The sequence below is a fragment of the Pseudonocardia nigra genome (assembly GCF_019396355.1).
Taxonomy (GTDB): domain Bacteria; phylum Actinomycetota; class Actinomycetes; order Mycobacteriales; family Pseudonocardiaceae; genus Pseudonocardia; species Pseudonocardia nigra.
The window spans coordinates 1-14,615 of record NZ_JAHKRK010000206.1 but is presented as its reverse complement, the minus strand read 5'-3'; the positions used below and the strand labels follow the sequence as shown (position 1 = coordinate 14,615).

13 protein-coding genes and 1 tRNA gene are annotated in these 14,615 nt (G+C 73.4%); 5 read left to right on the top strand and 9 right to left on the bottom strand.

Annotated features, from left to right (window positions below):
* The 6 genes from KME75_RS44090 to argS form a co-directional block, all read right to left on the bottom strand.
* Positions 1-551 (bottom strand): Rho termination factor N-terminal domain-containing protein (locus KME75_RS44090; RefSeq protein WP_308283311.1); only part of this gene is annotated, 551 nt, incomplete at its 3' end.
* Positions 552-863: 312 nt separating this feature from the next.
* Positions 864-1,766, bottom strand: a complete 903-nt coding sequence (gene thrB / locus KME75_RS33315; RefSeq protein ID WP_219418921.1) for a homoserine kinase — start codon at positions 1,764-1,766, stop codon at positions 864-866.
* Between the two features lie 76 nt (positions 1,767-1,842).
* On the bottom strand, positions 1,843-2,919 hold the full coding sequence (gene thrC, locus KME75_RS33310) for a threonine synthase (RefSeq protein ID WP_219418920.1): 1,077 nt from the start codon (positions 2,917-2,919) through the stop codon (positions 1,843-1,845).
* Positions 2,916-4,214, bottom strand: coding sequence for a homoserine dehydrogenase (locus KME75_RS33305; RefSeq protein WP_246633332.1), 1,299 nt, complete (start codon positions 4,212-4,214; stop codon positions 2,916-2,918). Before KME75_RS33305 ends, thrC begins: the two co-directional genes overlap by 4 nt.
* A 124-nt stretch (positions 4,215-4,338) precedes the next feature.
* Positions 4,339-5,781 (bottom strand): diaminopimelate decarboxylase, encoded by a 1,443-nt coding sequence (gene lysA / locus KME75_RS33300; RefSeq protein WP_219418918.1) that lies wholly within the window; start codon positions 5,779-5,781, stop codon positions 4,339-4,341.
* Positions 5,778-7,427: an arginine--tRNA ligase gene (gene argS / locus KME75_RS33295; RefSeq protein ID WP_219418917.1), complete on the bottom strand. Its 1,650-nt coding sequence runs from the start codon at positions 7,425-7,427 to the stop codon at positions 5,778-5,780. Before argS ends, lysA begins: the two co-directional genes overlap by 4 nt.
* A gap of 119 nt (positions 7,428-7,546) precedes the next feature.
* On the opposite strand from argS, the gene KME75_RS33290 reads away from it, so the two are divergent.
* From KME75_RS33290 to KME75_RS33280, 3 genes are all read left to right on the top strand, one after another.
* Complete coding sequence (locus KME75_RS33290; RefSeq protein WP_219418916.1) at positions 7,547-8,332, top strand: thioredoxin-like domain-containing protein; 786 nt, start codon at positions 7,547-7,549, stop codon at positions 8,330-8,332.
* An 8-nt stretch (positions 8,333-8,340) separates the two neighbouring features.
* Complete coding sequence (locus KME75_RS33285; RefSeq protein ID WP_308283310.1) at positions 8,341-9,063, top strand: DUF305 domain-containing protein; 723 nt, start codon at positions 8,341-8,343, stop codon at positions 9,061-9,063.
* Positions 9,064-9,098: 35 nt separating this feature from the next.
* Positions 9,099-9,173 (top strand) — tRNA-Arg (locus KME75_RS33280).
* A gap of 64 nt (positions 9,174-9,237) precedes the next feature.
* On the opposite strand, the gene KME75_RS33275 is transcribed toward KME75_RS33280, so the two are convergent.
* Both KME75_RS33275 and KME75_RS33270 read right to left on the bottom strand, forming a co-directional pair.
* Positions 9,238-9,660 carry an integrase core domain-containing protein gene (locus tag KME75_RS33275; protein ID WP_246633328.1) on the bottom strand — a complete coding sequence of 141 codons (423 nt, stop codon included), beginning with the start codon at positions 9,658-9,660 and terminating at the stop codon, positions 9,238-9,240.
* Entirely contained in the window at positions 9,657-10,433 is a 777-nt protein-coding gene (locus KME75_RS33270) for a DDE-type integrase/transposase/recombinase (protein WP_219418914.1), read from the bottom strand. The genes KME75_RS33275 and KME75_RS33270 overlap by 4 nt, the downstream gene beginning before the upstream one ends.
* A gap of 325 nt (positions 10,434-10,758) precedes the next feature.
* Between KME75_RS33270 and KME75_RS33265 the strand changes: the two genes are divergently transcribed.
* A complete protein-coding gene (locus tag KME75_RS33265) occupies positions 10,759-12,615 on the top strand; it encodes an HNH endonuclease signature motif containing protein (protein ID WP_219418913.1) in 1,857 nt (618 codons plus the stop codon).
* 111 nt (positions 12,616-12,726) lie between these two features.
* Here the strand turns inward: KME75_RS33265 and KME75_RS33260 are convergent, their stop codons facing one another.
* Positions 12,727-13,182: a GNAT family N-acetyltransferase gene (locus tag KME75_RS33260; RefSeq protein WP_219418912.1), complete on the bottom strand. Its 456-nt coding sequence runs from the start codon at positions 13,180-13,182 to the stop codon at positions 12,727-12,729.
* A gap of 265 nt (positions 13,183-13,447) precedes the next feature.
* Here KME75_RS33260 and KME75_RS33255 point away from each other — a divergent pair, with 265 nt between their 5' ends.
* Complete coding sequence (locus KME75_RS33255; protein ID WP_219418911.1) at positions 13,448-14,470, top strand: hypothetical protein; 1,023 nt, start codon at positions 13,448-13,450, stop codon at positions 14,468-14,470.
* Positions 14,471-14,615 lie beyond the last annotated feature (145 nt).

The following is a 14,615-nucleotide window of genomic DNA, read 5'->3' as shown; positions in this document are numbered from 1 at the left end:
CTCGCGGGGCCCTCGGTCGCCGGGGCGGCAGCAGGCGCGGCGGCGGCGGCCGGAGCGGTGCCGTCGGCCGCCGTGGTGCTGGGCGCACCGGCGGGACGGCTGGCCGCCCGGCGACGGCGCGTGGTGGTGGGCGCGGGCGCCTCGGCGGCGGGCGCGGAGCCGTTGGCGGCCGCGTCCGCAGCGGGGGCCGCGGCAGCGAGGTCGCTCGCGGCCGCGTCGTTGCCCGCCCCGTTGGTGGTGGCGTCGGCAGCCGCGGCGCGCTTGGTGGAACGCCTGGCCGGCTTCTTCTCGGCGGCAGGCGCCTCGGCGGTGGTCGCAGCAGCGCCGTTCGCGGGCAGCGGGAGCTGCGCGGAAGCGGACTTGGGGGCGGGCGCGCCGCCCTGCTTCTCCTTGATGGCCGCGATCAGGTCACCCTTGCGCATGCCGGAGATGTCCGGGATGTTCAGTTCCCCGGCCAGCTGGCGCAGTTCCGCCAGCACCATGCCGGAGAGTCCGCCGCGCTTGCGCGGCGCGGGTGCGGCCTCGGTGCTGACGAGATCGGTCTCGCTCACAGATGTCCTTCCTGACCGACCGGGACGTGCCCTGGTCAGCGGGATTCACACGCTCGCCCGGACGGTGTGCCGGACGACATGTCGGTCAACGGGTCGCGGGAAATGCGGCCGCCCCGACAGCAAGGGCGACGATCGCCGCGACGGTCGCGGGGAAGAGGCCGCTCGGGTCGGAACCGGATCTCGACGAACGGATGCTGGAGATTCCGGCTCGAGTGGCCACGCGGATGACGCGTGGATCGCCGTTGCGCTGCCGAGAGTAGACGTTCCCACTGGTGGCGGCAACAACCCCCGGCACAACACGCCGAACCGGACCTAGCCGATCTCCACGCGGGCACCCGCCGGGTCGACGGGCAGCGGCACGGCGGTGAACCCGGCCGCGTCGATCCCGGCCGGCACCTCGCCGTCGGGCGGCAGCGCCAGCACGGTCGGTCCGGCACCGGAGATCGCGGCAGGTACGCCCGCGTCCCGCAGGGCGTCCACCAGGTCGGCCGACGCCGGGTAGGCCGGTCGGCGGTAGCCCTGGTGCAGCCGGTCCTCCGTGGCGGCCATCAGGAGCTCGGGGCGCTGGGTGAAGGCCAGCACCGCGAGCGCGGTACGACTGCCGGTGAAGGCGGCGTCGGCCAGCGGCACGCGCTCGGGCAGCAGCCCGCGCGTGGTGCTGGTGAGGGACTCGATTCCCGCGACGAACGCCACCGGGCGGATGCCCGGATGCGTGTCGAGTCGTACAGCGTGGAACCGCTCGTCCGTATTCCCCGGGGTCTCCCAGGCCACGACGAACCCGCCGAGCAGGCTCGCCGCCGCGTTGTCGGCATGCCCCTCCATGCCCGCCGTGACCTGCAGCACGGTGTCGCGCTCCAGCTCCGGGTCCCGCCCGGCGAGCACGACGGCCGCGACGGCGCCCGCCACCGCGGCCGCCGCGGAGCTGCCCAGCCCGCGCGAGTGCGGGACGGCGTTGCGGCAGCGCAGGCGCACGCCCGCCGGGGCGTCGCCCACGATGTCCCAGGTGGTGCGCATCGCCCGGACGACGAGGTGCGAGTCGTCGCACGGCACCCGCCCGGCACCCTCGCCCTCGACCTCTACCGTGACGCCGTCGGGCGCGACCGACACCTCGACGTCGTCGTACAGCGACAGCGCGAGCCCCAGCGAGTCGAACCCGGGGCCCAGGTTCGCCGACGAGCCCGGCACCCGCACCCGGACCTCGGTCGGCCGTCCCATCAGCGTCCTCCCGATGCCAGCAAGGTGGCTTTACTGTCACTGGGCGGCAGCAAAGCCACCTTGCTGGCGCCCGCGCTCACCCCAGCTCCAGGGCGTCGGCCACCGCGCCGGGATCGATCGGCACCACTGTCGGGGCCGGGGCGGCGAGCAGGGCGGTGTCGGGGTCCTTCAGGCCGTGCCCTGTGACCGTGCAGACCACGAGCGAGCCGCGCGGCAGCGTGCCGTCGGCCGCCGACTGCAGCAGCCCCGCGACGCTGGCCGCCGACGCGGGCTCGACGAACACGGCCTCGCGCGCCGCGAGCAACCGGTACGCGGCCAGGATCTCCTCGTCGGTGACGGCGGCGAACCGCCCGTCGGACTCGTCGCGCGCCGCCGTGGCCGCGGCCCAGGACGCCGGCGCCCCGATGCGGATGGCGGTGGCGATCGTCTCCGGGTTGCGCACCGGCTCGCCGTGCACCAGGGGCGCGGCCCCGGCGGCCTGGTAGCCGAACATCCGGGGCGTCGCGCCGATCAGGCCGTCGGCGAGGTAGTTGCGGTACCCGGCCCAGTACGCGGTGATGTTGCCCGCATTGCCGACGGGCAGGCAGTGCACGTCCGGGGCCCGGCCCAGCTCGTCACAGACCTCGTAGGCCGCGCTCGCTTGACCGGCGATCCGCGTGGGGTTCACGGAGTTGACCAGCGCCGCCACCGGGTAGTCGGCGGCGGTCTTGCGGGCCAGCTCGAGGCAGTCGTCGAAGTTGCCGTCGATCTGCAGGATCCGCGCGCCGTGCGCCACGGCCTGGGCCAGCTTGCCGAGCGCGATCTTGCCCTGCGGCACGAGCACGGCGCACGTCATCCCGGCCCGCGCGGCGTACGCGGCGGCCGACGCCGACGTGTTGCCGGTGGACGCGCACAGCACGCCCTGCTTGCCCTCGGCGAGCGCATCGGTGACCGCCATCGTCATGCCGCGGTCCTTGAACGAGCCCGTGGGGTTGGCCCCGTCGACCTTGAGGTGGACCTCGCAGCCGGTCAGCTCGGACAGGTGCGGGGCGGGCAGCAGCGGCGTGCCGCCCTCACCGAGGGTGACGATCCGCCAGTCCGGCTGCACCGGCATCCGGTCGCGGTAGGCCTCGATCACGCCGGGCCACCTCGTGGCCTTGGCCGGAGCCGTCATCCCGCAACACCCTTTCGCCCCAGGTCCTCGACCCGCAGCACGCTGTCGACGCCGCGCACGACGTCCAGTCCGGTGAGGACGTCCACCGTGGCGGCCAGCGCGGCCTCCGGGGCGCCGTGTGTGACGACGACCAGCCGGGCGGCCGCCCCGCCGTTGCCGCCGCCGGTCTGCCGCACTGCCGCGATGCTCACCCCGTGGTGGGCGAACTCGCCGGCGATCGCCGACAGCACACCCGCGCGGTCGGCCACGTCCAGGCTGACGTGGTAGCGGGTGGGCACCGTGCCCATCGGCCGGACGGGCAGGCTGGCGTACGCCGACTCGCGCGGTCCGCGGCCCCCGATCACGCGGTTGCGCGCCACCGCCATGAGGTCGCCCAGCACCGCGCTCGCCGTGGGCGCGCCGCCCGCACCCTGCCCGTAGAACATGAGCTGCCCCGCGGCCTCCGCCTCGACGAACACCGCGTTGAAGGCGCCGTCGACGGCGGCGAGCGGGTGCGTGGCCGGGATCATCGCGGGATAGACCCGCGCGGACACCGACTCCGGCGTGGACTCGTCGGCGGGCGTGCGCTCGCAGATCGCGAGCAGCTTGATCACGCAGCCGATCTCGGCGGCCGCGGCGATGTCGGCCGCGCTGACCGAGCGGATGCCCTCGCAGTGCACATCGGCGGCCGTGACCCGGGTGTGGAACGCGAGCGAGGCGAGGATCGCGGCCTTGGACGCGGCGTCGTAGCCGTCGACGTCGGCGCTCGGGTCCGCCTCCGCGTATCCGAGCCGGGTGGCCTCCTCGAGCGCGTCGGCGTAGCTCGAGCCGGACGCAGCCATCGCGGAGAGGATGAAGTTCGTGGTGCCGTTGACGATCCCGGCGACGCGGGTGATCCGGTCGCCCGCGAGCGACTCGCGCAGCGGGCGTAGCAGCGGGATGGCCCCGGCGACCGACGCCTCGTAGTACAGGTCGACGCCGGACGCGTCGGCGGCCTCGGCCAGCGTGGGCCCGTCCTCGGCGAGCAGCGCCTTGTTGGCCGTCACCACCGACTTGCCCGCTTTCAGCGCCTCCAGCAGCAGCGTGCGGGACGGCTCGATGCCACCGATCACCTCGACGACGACGTCCACATCGGGGCGGGTGACCAGGCCGTGGGCGTCGGTGGTGAGCAGCTCACCCAGCTCGGGGTGCTTGTGCGGGCGGCGCACGGCCACGCCCGCCAGCTCGACGGGCGCGCCCGCGCGGGCCGCGAGATCGTCGGCGTGCTCGCGCAGCAGGCGCACCACCTCGGTGCCGACGGTGCCGCACCCGAGCATGGCGACCCGGATTGGTTTCCCGTCGTTGCCGGTCACGCGCTGCCTCCTGCCCTGCTGGATCCCCTGTGAACTGCGCCGATCCTCTCCGGACGCACCGCTGCGACGCCGCGCTCCGTGACCGGTCTCACGACGTGACCTCCAGCCGGAACTGGTCCTCGAGCGTCTCCCGCCGCAACAGCACGCGCGCGGCCCCGTCCTTGACGGCGACGACCGCGGGGCGCGGGAGGCGGTTGTAGGAGCTCGCCATCGAGTAGCAGTACGCGCCGGTGGCCGCGACGGCCAGCAGGTCGCCGGGCGCGAGGTCGGCCGGCAGCCAGCAGTCGCGCACGACGATGTCGCCGCTCTCGCAGTGCTTGCCGACCACCCGCGACAGCACCGCGTCGCCGCTGCCGTCGCGCTCCGAGGAGCGTGAGACGAGCCTGCAGTCGTAGATCGCGTCGTAGAGGGCGGTGCGGATGTTGTCGCTCATCCCGCCGTCGACGCTCACGTAGCGGCGGCGCGATGACCCGCCCAGCGGCACGTCCTTGAGCGTGCCCACCTCGTACAGGGTGACCGTGCCCGGCCCGGCGATGGCCCGGCCCGGCTCGACCGCCAGGTGCGGGACGTCCAGCTCGGCGGCGTGGCACTCGCGCTTGACGATCGCGCGCAGCTCCTCGGCCAGCGACGGCACGTCCACCGGCGTCTCCTCTGCGCGGTAGGCGATGCCGAAGCCGCCGCCGAGGTCGAGGGTGGTGAGCGCCTCCAGCGGCGCGTCGCCGTGCTCCTTGTGGAGCTGCGCGAGGAAGCGCACCACGCGGTGCGCGGCCACCTCGAAGCCCTCGGTGTCGAAGATCTGGCTGCCGATGTGGCTGTGCAGCCCGACCAGCCGCAGCCCGCCGGCCGCGAGCACCCGCCGGACGGCCTCCGCCGCGTCGCTCGCCTCGCCGCCCGCGATCGAGAACCCGAACTTCTGGTCCTCGTGTGCGGTGGCGATGAACTCGTGCGTGTGCGCCTCGACACCGACGGTGAGGCGGATCATCACCGGCGCGACGACGTTCCGCTCGCGCGCGACCGCGTCCAGGCGCGCGATCTCGTGGAACGAGTCGATGACCACCGTGCCGACGCCCGCCTCGACGGCGGCCACCAGCTCGGCGGTGGACTTGTTGTTGCCGTGCATCGCGATCCGCTCCGCGGGGAAGCCCGCCCGCAGCGCGACCGCGAGCTCGCCGCCGCTGGCCACGTCCAGGCTCAGGCCCTCCTCCGCGACCCAGCGCGCCACCTCGGTGCACAGGAAAGCCTTCGCCGCGTAGTGCACCGCCCGCGCGCCGAACGCGGCCCCGAACTCCGCGGCCCGGGACCGGAAGTCGGCCTCGTCCACCACGAACAGCGGGGTGCCGTACCGCGCGGCCAGGTCGCGCACGTCGACTCCGGCGACCTCCAGCGCGCCGTCCACACCGCGCGCCGCGTTGCGCGGCCACACGGACGGCGCCAGCTCGTCGAGCCCGGCCGCGTCGACGGGCCGCGGGCCCGCCCCTTCCGGGGGGACCTGGAAGCCGGCGTGCAGCGGGCCTGCCGGATGAGCCCTCACATCCGCTCCGGAGCAGACACGCCCAGCAGCCCGAGGCCGTTGGCGAAGACCTGGCGCGCGGCCACGCACAGCGCAAGCCGGGCACGGTGCAGGTCGGAGACCTCCTCGTCGCCCATCGGCAGCACACGGCAGGAGTCGTAGAACTTGTGATAGGCGCTGGCCAGCTGCTCCAGGAAGCGCGCCACCCGGTGCGGCTCGCGCAGCTCCGCCGCCGACGCGACGACCGTGGGGAACTCCCCAATCGTGCGGATCAGGTCGCCCTCCCGCGGGTGCTCCAGCAGCCCGAACGCCTCGCCGGGCTCCACGCCAAGGTCGGCGGCGTTGCGGGCGAGCGAGGCGAGCCGGGCGTGCGCGTACTGGACGTAGAACACGGGGTTGTCGTTGCTGCGCTTGGCGAGCAGGTCCAGGTCGACGTCGAGCGTGGAGTCGACCGACGACCGGATCAGCGAGTAGCGGGCCGCGTCGACCCCGACCGCGCCGACCAGGTCGTCCATCGTGACGACGTTGCCGGCGCGCTTGCTCATCCGGACCGGCTGCCCGTCCTTCACGAGGTTGACCATCTGCCCGATGAGCACCTCGACCACGGCCGGGTCGTCGCCGAACGCGGCAGCGGCGGCCTCGAGCCGCGCGATGTAGCCGTGGTGGTCGGCGCCGAGCATGTAGATGCACAGGTCGAAGCCGCGGGAGCGCTTGTCGAGCAGGTAGGCGAGGTCACCGGCGATGTAAGCGGGCTCTCCGTCGCTCTTGATGACCGGCCGGTCCTTGTCGTCGCCCTGGTCGGTGGAGCGCAGCCACCACGCCCCGTCGGCGAAGTAGAGGTTGCCCGATTCCTTGAGCCGCTGCACCGCGGCCTCGACGGCGCCGGAGTCGTGCAGCGACTGCTCGTGGAAGAACACGTCGAAGTCGGTGCCGAACTCGTGCAGGGCGCGCTTGATCTCGTCGAACATCAGCCCGACGCCCACCCGCCGGAACGTCTCGCGACACTCGGCGTCGGGCCGGTCGAGCACGCCGGGCTCGGCGGCGAGCACCTGCTCGGCGATCTCGCCGATGTACGCGCCGCCGTAGCCGTTCTCCGGCGTCGGGCGGCCCTGCGCGGCGGCGATCAGCGAGTCGACGAACCGGTCGATCTGGGCGCCCGCGTCGTTGAAGTAGTACTCGCGGGTGACCTTCGCGCCGCGCGCGGTGAGTACCCGGCCCAGCGCGTCGCCGACCGCGGCCCACCGCGCGCCGCCGAGGTGGATCGGCCCCGTCGGGTTGGCCGAGACGAACTCGAGGTTCACGTTGCGCCCGGCGTACTCGTCGCCGGCCCCGTAGCCCGCGCCCGCCCGGAGCACCTCGCCCACCAGCGCGCCCTGCGCGTCGGCGGCGAGCCGGAGGTTGATGAAGCCGGGCCCGGCGACCTCGGCGCCGGAGATGCCCTCGCGGCCGGCGAGTTCCTCCGCGAACCAGCCGGCCAGCTCGCGCGGGTTCACGCCCGCCTTCTTCGCGGTGCGCAGGGCCACGTTCGTGGCGTAGTCGCCGTGCTCGGGGTTGCGCGGACGCTCCACGCCGACGTCGGCGGGGAGCGCGGCGAGGTCCAGGCCGCGTCGCGTGAGCACGTCGGAGGCGGCGGCACGGACCAGGTCGGCGAGCAGGGCGGGAGTCACCACCCAAGTCTAGGAGGTGCTGCTCACGGGTTTCTCAGGCGCCGCTCCTACACTCGCGGAAGGCAAGGGCCGTCCGGGTGACGGTCGCGCTGTCTCTCGATCTCACGTCTGGACGGTTCATGGTCAGCGGCAACAAGAGCAAGGCGGCCCGCAAGTCCCGGCCCCCGGTGGTCAGCCACAAGTCGACGCCGTGGGGGCTCATCGCGGCCGTCGTGGTCGTGGTCCTGTTCGCCGGCGCCGTTTTCGGCTACGCGTTCCTGCAGAACCAGCAGAGCCAGGAGCAGGCCGCGGCGATGGCACCGTTCACCCCGTCGGAGGAGAACCAGGACCCGTCGACGCAGATCGAGGGCGTCGTCGCGCAGGAGTATCCGGGTGGCCTGCACGTGAGCGGTGACCAGCAGGTGGCGTACACGCAGAGCCCGCCGTTCGGCGGCGCGCACGACGGCGCGTGGGCAGCGTGCAACGGGGTGGTCTACGACCAGCCGATCCGCAGCGAGAACCTCGTGCACTCGCTCGAGCACGGCGCCGTGTGGATCGCCTACAACCCCGACCAGATCTCCGGCGAGGCGCTGGAGACGCTGCGGGCCAAGGTCGAGGGCGAGCCGTACATGGTGATGTCGCCCTACCCGGGCCTCGACACCCCGATGTCACTGCAGTCGTGGGGCCACCAGCTCAAGCTGTCGGACCCGAACGACCCGCGCATCGACCAGTTCATCACCGCGCTGCGGCTGAACCAGTACCAGCACCCCGAGCCCGGCGCGACCTGCAACGAGATCGGCCCGGTCCAGGGCGGCTTCGACCGCGAGAACCCGCCGCCGTTCGCCCCCGCGCCGGCGCCCGGCACGCCGGGCTCGCAGCCGGAGACCTCGGGCACGGGCGGCGCCGCCCCCGCCATGGGCTCATGATGGGAGGGGTGACCACCCCGACCGAACGCACCGCGCCCGCCGGGACGAGCGGCGACGAGCGGCCTGGCGGCGGTGGTGAGGCGCGCTGGGTGCGCCCCCTGCTCGCCGTCGCCGCGGTGCTCGCCCTGCTCTTCCTCGGCGCCGCGGGTGGCATCCTCATCGGCCTGCCCGGCTCGTCGTCCCCGGCGGCGCCCGCGCCCGACTCGGTGGACGTGGGCTTCGCCCAGGACATGACCGTGCACCACCAGCAGGGCGTGCAGATGGCGGCCTGGGCCCGGGACCACACGAACGACCCCGTGATCGCCCAGCTCGCCGCCGACATCGAGACCACCCAGAACTCCCAGATCGGGCGGATGCAGGGCTGGCTCTCGCTCTGGAACGCCTCCCCCCTGCCGCTGGGCGAGCACATGGAGTGGATGGCGGGCCCCGCCCACTCGCACGGCGACGCAGGCGACACCGCGGCCGGCGTCAACACCATGCCCGGGATGGCCAGCGAAGCCGAGCTCGCCGCCCTGCGCGCCGCCACCGGCCAGGAGATGGACGTCCTGTTCCTGCAGCTGATGCTGCGCCACCACCAGGGCGGCGTCGGGATGATGCAGTACGCCGCGGAGCAGGCCGCCGTGCCGCAGGTGCGCAACCTCGCGGCGCAGATGCTCAAGTCGCAGCAGGCGGAGAGCGACTACCTGCGACAACTGCTCGCTGAACGAGGAGCGGAGCCCCTGCCGCTGTAGCGATTCGGCGTGCGCTAGGGTTGTCCCATCGCACGGCCCCCGTAGCTCAGGGGATAGAGCACCGCCCTCCGGAGGCGGGAGCGCAGGTTCGAATCCTGCCGGGGGCACCATGTGATGTCTCAGGACATCCCGGACGCCCGAACCCACGGTGTGTGGGTTCGGGCGTCCGTCGTTTCAGGTGGTCTTGTGTCGGGGCTGGTAGTCGCGCACGGGGTCGATCTCGAGTTCGCGGAGTAGGTCGCCGGTGGCGGCGTGGATGACGCGGACGTGCAGGTCCTGGACCAGGAGCAGGACGTGGGTTCCGGCGTGGGGTCGGCCGATGCCGATGTGGCGGAGTCTCCCGGCGACGCGCAGGGTGACGCAGCCGGTTTTGTCGATCTTGTCGGTGCGGACGCGGTCGTGGCTGTCGCCGGTGCGGGCGTCGCTGGTGGGGCTGGCTTTCGGGCGGGCGGTGTTGGCGGTGGCCGGGGTGGCCCGGTGTGGGAGCGAGCGGTGGGGGCGCTGCCGGTTGTAGGTCTCGCGGAAGGTGCGGAGGAGGGCTCGCAAGGCCGCGACGGTCGTGGGTTGTTCGGGTTGGGCGCGTAGCCAGCTCTTCATCGTCTGCTGGAAGCGCTCCACCTTTCCGCAGGTGGTGGGGTGGTTGGGGGCGGCTGTTCTTCGGCGCGATGCGGTGGCGGCGTAGCTCGCTCTCCAGGGCGGTGCGTCCGCCGCGGGGGGAGGCCAGCCGGACGGTGTAGACCCATGCCGTTGTCGGTCAGGGTTGCTGCCGGGTAGCCGTGTTGTGCTGCGGCGAGGGTGAAGGCGTCGGCCACGATACGGGCGGTGATGCGCCGGTGTGCGCTGACGTGCAGGGCGTAGCGGGAGTGGCCGTCGAGCCAGGTGATGATCTCCACGTCGGCGCCGGGGCGGCCGTCCGGGCGGGTGAGCCGGTAGTGGGTGAAATCCGACTGCCAGCACTCGTTGGGCTGGGTGGCCTCGAACCGGATGTAGGAGGAGCGGGGACGTTTGGCCGGCTCGGGCGCGACCGCGCCGTGGCGGGCCAGGATCCGGTGGATCGTGGCCCGCGACAACGTCGTGTTGTGGTGGTGGGCCAGGTGCCAGGCGATGGTGTCCGCGCCCGCGTCCAGGCCCTGCTCGCCGAGTTGCTTGCGCAGCCTCAGCACGAGCTCGACGGTCTCGGGCGGAGTGGCTCGCGGCGAGATCTGGGGCCGGTGAGACCGCGGCTCGAACGCCGCCTCACCCTCGGCCTGGTAGCGGGCCAGTAGCTCATAGACCCAGGAGCGAGACACGCCGTAGTCGCGCACGACCTGCGCGACGGGTCGTTTCTCCAGGACGACAGCGGTGATCACCAGGCGTGCCTTCGACGACATGCGCGATCATCCGCGCACCGTCCTTGATCTCCTGAGACATCAGTCCGGCATGTCGTGAGACACCCGTCCGGGATGTGTTGAGACTGGACACTGCCGGGGGCACCATCACGGTGACCATGAGAATCCGCCCCTCACCTGCTTCATCAGGGTGAGGGGCCGATTCTTTTGCAGCGACTGTCACCGGGCTCGGGTGCAGCGGGACGCGCACCCACCCGCATGCGGGGCACCGCTCGTCGACCACGATCCGCGACCGTTCTCCGCAGCGTCGCGACCCGAATGCCCGGCGACCTCGACATCCGCAGGTGGCAGCGGTAGAATCGAACCTATGTTCGAGTCGGTCGTCGGGTCCGCGGTGGACGACGACTGGCTCGCGTCCCTGGACCAGCTCGACGAACCCGCCGACGACGGATGGGGCGACCCGGGAGTCACACCCTTCGCGCAGCTGTTGGAGGCCCTGCCCGCGGACCTGCTGGATCTGCCGGAGCCGACCGAGGACGGCGGGCCCGAGTGGGAGCCGGAGATGGACTCCGGCCCGGTGGCGGACTACACCGTCGCCCGGATGCGCCCGTCGGGATGGCTGGCGCTCGACCTGGAATCCTCGACCGCCGATCCGGCGGCGATGTCCGACGCCGGGCTGGTCGACGCGATCATCGCGTGGGAACGGCTCGCGGCCTGGGCACAGGCCCGGCAGTCCCGGCTGCTGTCCGAGTTCGCCCGCCGCCGCCCCGGCGACCACCCCAAATCGGCCATGACCGACACGGCGTCGGCGCTGAGCCGCTACGCCCCCGACGAGATCGGGCTCGCCCTGCACCTGTCCCGCGGCACCGCGAAGGCGCGGCTGTGCGACGCGATCCGGCTCGACGCCGAACTCGCCAGTGCCCGGCAGGCGTGGGAGGACGGGCTGCTCGACGAGCGGAAGGTCCGCGCCCTCTGCGACGCCACCCTGTACCTGAGCGCCGAACACGCCACCGCAGTGCAGGACCGCGTCCTCGATCGGGCCCCGAGACAGACCCTCGCCCAGCTGCGGGCCGCACTGACCCGCGCGGTGATTGCGGTCGATGCCAAGGGTGCGGCGGCCCGCCACCGCGAGGCCCGCAAGGATCGCCGAGTCGTGGTCGGCGACGAGAAGGACGGGATGGCCGCGTTGTGGGCGATGCTGTCCGCCCCGGATGCGCACTCCGCCTACCAGTGGCTCACCCGCCTCGCCCGCGGTATGGGCAGCGACGACACCCGCGGCATGGACGCCCGCCGGGCGGACCTGCTCGTCGCCCTGCTCACCGGACAGATCACCTACGGCCGCAACACCGGCCACACCGACGCCGGGTCCGAGTCCACCGGAACCGACAGTGCCGACCCCGACAGCACCGCCGACCGGGACAGCACCGCCGACCGGGACACCTGCGCACGAGCCGAGGCAGACGGAACCGCGCCCGAGCCGACCGACACCGGACCGACCGACAGCGCGCCGGCGGACACCGACGGTGCTGACGGCGAGGGCGCCGACAGCACGGACGCGCCCGGCACCGGCCCCGTCCCGACACCGTGGTTCGGGCCGGTGCCGCGGCCGGTCACCCCTGGCAAACCGCTGATCCAGATCGTGATGCCGCACTCCACTCTGCTCGGCGCGGATGACCAGCCGTGCGAGTTGATCGGCTACGGCCCGATCCCGGCCGACCTGGCTCGAGAGATCGCCGCCGACGCCGTCTGGCATCGGCTGGTCACCGACCCGTTGTCCGGGGCGCTGCTCGACCACGGCCGCAAGGTCTACAAGCCACCCGCCGCACTCGCCGACTTCGTCCGGGCCCGGGATGTCACCTGCCGCCACCCGATCTGCCGCCGCCGCGCCCTGGACGCCGAGCTCGACCACATCGTCCCGTTCCCCCACGGGCCCACCGCCGAGCCGAACCTGATGGACGGCTGCGTCCACCACCACAAGCTGAAGCACCGCCCGGGATGGCAGGTCACCGCCCACCCCGGCGGCCGCATCGAATGGATCACCCCCACCGGGCACAGCTACTACAGCGAACCCTTCGACTACAGACCCGAACCACCACCGCCGTCATCGGGACCAGCAGCGGCGACTCCGCCTGACCCGGTCCCGGGCCCGCGCATCGACCCCTGGACGGCGCCCGGCAACCCCGACGGGGCGGCCGGAACCGACGCCGACCCGCCGCCCTTCTGACCCCGAATCGCGAGTAGCGGAGTTTCGCTCGGAGCCATCCTGCGCGCTGCGGCAGCCTGCTCTCCGCCGTGCTCACCCGGTCGGAGCTCGCCGGGCTTCGGCGCCGGTGGCCTACGAACGCTCCTCGCCGGCCTGGTCTCCGCTCCCTGCTCCATCCACTGGTGCGCCGCTCACGTCCGACAGCCCGAGGTCCAGCACGACCGAGCGCCGCGTGAACCCGAGCGCCTCGTAGAACGGCAACGCCGGCCGGTCGGGGCGGGCACTGGCCTCCACGGCGATGCGCTCGTAGCCCTCCGCCCGGGCCCAGGCGAGTGCGCGCCGGACGAGTTCACCGCCGATCCCTCGGCGGCGACAGCTCTCGTGCACCCACAGCTCGCGGATCTCCGCATACCGGATCGTCGAGGTCTGCCCGTACGGCAGCTCCCGCGGGCCGATGTGCAGCCGCCCGGAACGCCCCTCACCCGCGAGGACGACGGCGCTCCCGTCATCCTGCTGCTGCAGCCGGTAGGAACTCACGCTCGCCGCGCCGCCCTCCGGCTCCTCGCTCGCGTTCACCTCGCGTCCCACGACCCTCCCCCTGGGCTGCGTGCCTGTGTAGGAGATCCTCCATGAGCACGCCATGAGGCGTGGCGAAACGGTGACGCTGGGGTGCACTGGACGTGCGCAGCGATCCCGAGACGACGCTGGAGGGCGAGATCGCGGCCGGACAGCTCGTGGTCACCGTCGGTGGTGTTCGGCGCCCGAGGCCCTCGTTCGAAGCTGCTGGACTCTTCGTCGCCCGGAGGCCGCCGAGGTGGCGGGGCGCGCTCGCCGCAGGGCTACCCTCGGCCCGGTGGACGAGGCGGGCGCCGTGCTGTCGGGGCCGCGGGGGCGCCGGTTCTGCGCCGAGGTGGCCTGCGCGGGCCGCGACGATGTCCGCGGGGCGTTCGTCGACGCGGCCCGGTCGCCGGGCGACGGGGCGACCCGCCGGCGGTGGCTCGCCGCCCTCCCGCCCGCGGCGGACACCACCGAGGACACCCTGCTCACCTGCCTCGCCGACGCCGTGGCCCATGCCCGGTACTGGCAGGAGCCCGACGAGGAGGACGTCCTCCTCACCGACCCGGACGTCGTCGCGGCGCTGCGGCCGGTGGCGCAGGCCGTGGTGGCGTCGCCGACGTGGCAGTGGTGGACCTCGCCCCTGGACGCGGACGCACAGGCGCACGTGCAGTGGACCGGCGAGCATTCGACGGACCCGCCCCGGCTCGGCGGGGCCGCCGACGGCCTGCGGGAGTGGTGGCGGACGACGGTGGAGGACGAGCGCAGCGCCCACGAGCGGCCGGACGACCCGCGCGCTCGCTGGAGCGGGATCTGGTGGTCGGCACCTGCGGGTGGGCACCTCGTCACGACCTCACGTGCCCGGTCCGGCCTGGGCGCGACGCAGCTGATGCTCACCGAGGACGACGCCGGGTGGTCGCAGGCCACGGTGCTGCCGCTGCGCCCCGTCCGCGCGCCACGGGTGTACGAGGTCAGCGGGCCGCAGGCGTGGGTGGACCTGGTGGAGCGCCACCCGCTCGACGTGACCCGAGCCCGGCGGCACGACTGGTGGCGCACCACGGGCCGGGACGGCCCCTGGTTGATCCCGGACTGGTCGGCCGTGGCCACCGAGTACGACGCGGTGCACCTGACGGTGGCCGCCTACCTCGCCGCGCCCGGGCGCCCCCTGCCCGTCGCTGGCGGGGCCACGGTGATCGCCGGCTGGGACCCCGACGCCACGCACTGGCTCGCCGACGTCCTCGAAGCGAGCGGCGAGCCGGTGGTCTGGGAACGGGACGACAGCGACGAGCCGTGGCGGTGGCGGTGGCGGCCCTCTCACTGAGGACCGGCGTTGCGCGAGCGGCACCTTCGTCCGATAGGTCTGCCCGAAAGGTGACATGTGGCGGGACCCCCTCGGCACGGAAACATCGGTCCCGTGGGAACCAGACCGTGGTTCTGATGGTGCTCGAGGAGGTCCCGATGGCGAT

Excerpts from the sequence above, each read along its gene's own strand:
- KME75_RS33275 (WP_246633328.1), bottom strand. The coding sequence starts at position 9,660 with ATGAAGAGCTGGCTACGCGCCCAACCCGAACAACCCACGACCGTCGCG.
- KME75_RS33265 (WP_219418913.1), top strand. The coding sequence starts at position 10,759 with ATGTTCGAGTCGGTCGTCGGGTCCGCGGTGGACGACGACTGGCTCGCG.
- KME75_RS33305 (WP_246633332.1), bottom strand. The coding sequence starts at position 4,214 with ATGCTCGGGTGCGGCACCGTCGGCACCGAGGTGGTGCGCCTGCTGCGC.
- KME75_RS33290 (WP_219418916.1), top strand. The coding sequence starts at position 7,547 with ATGGTCAGCGGCAACAAGAGCAAGGCGGCCCGCAAGTCCCGGCCCCCG.
- thrC (WP_219418920.1), bottom strand. The coding sequence starts at position 2,919 with ATGACGGCTCCGGCCAAGGCCACGAGGTGGCCCGGCGTGATCGAGGCC.
- thrB (WP_219418921.1), bottom strand. The coding sequence starts at position 1,766 with ATGGGACGGCCGACCGAGGTCCGGGTGCGGGTGCCGGGCTCGTCGGCG.
- KME75_RS33270 (WP_219418914.1), bottom strand. The coding sequence starts at position 10,433 with ATGTCGTCGAAGGCACGCCTGGTGATCACCGCTGTCGTCCTGGAGAAA.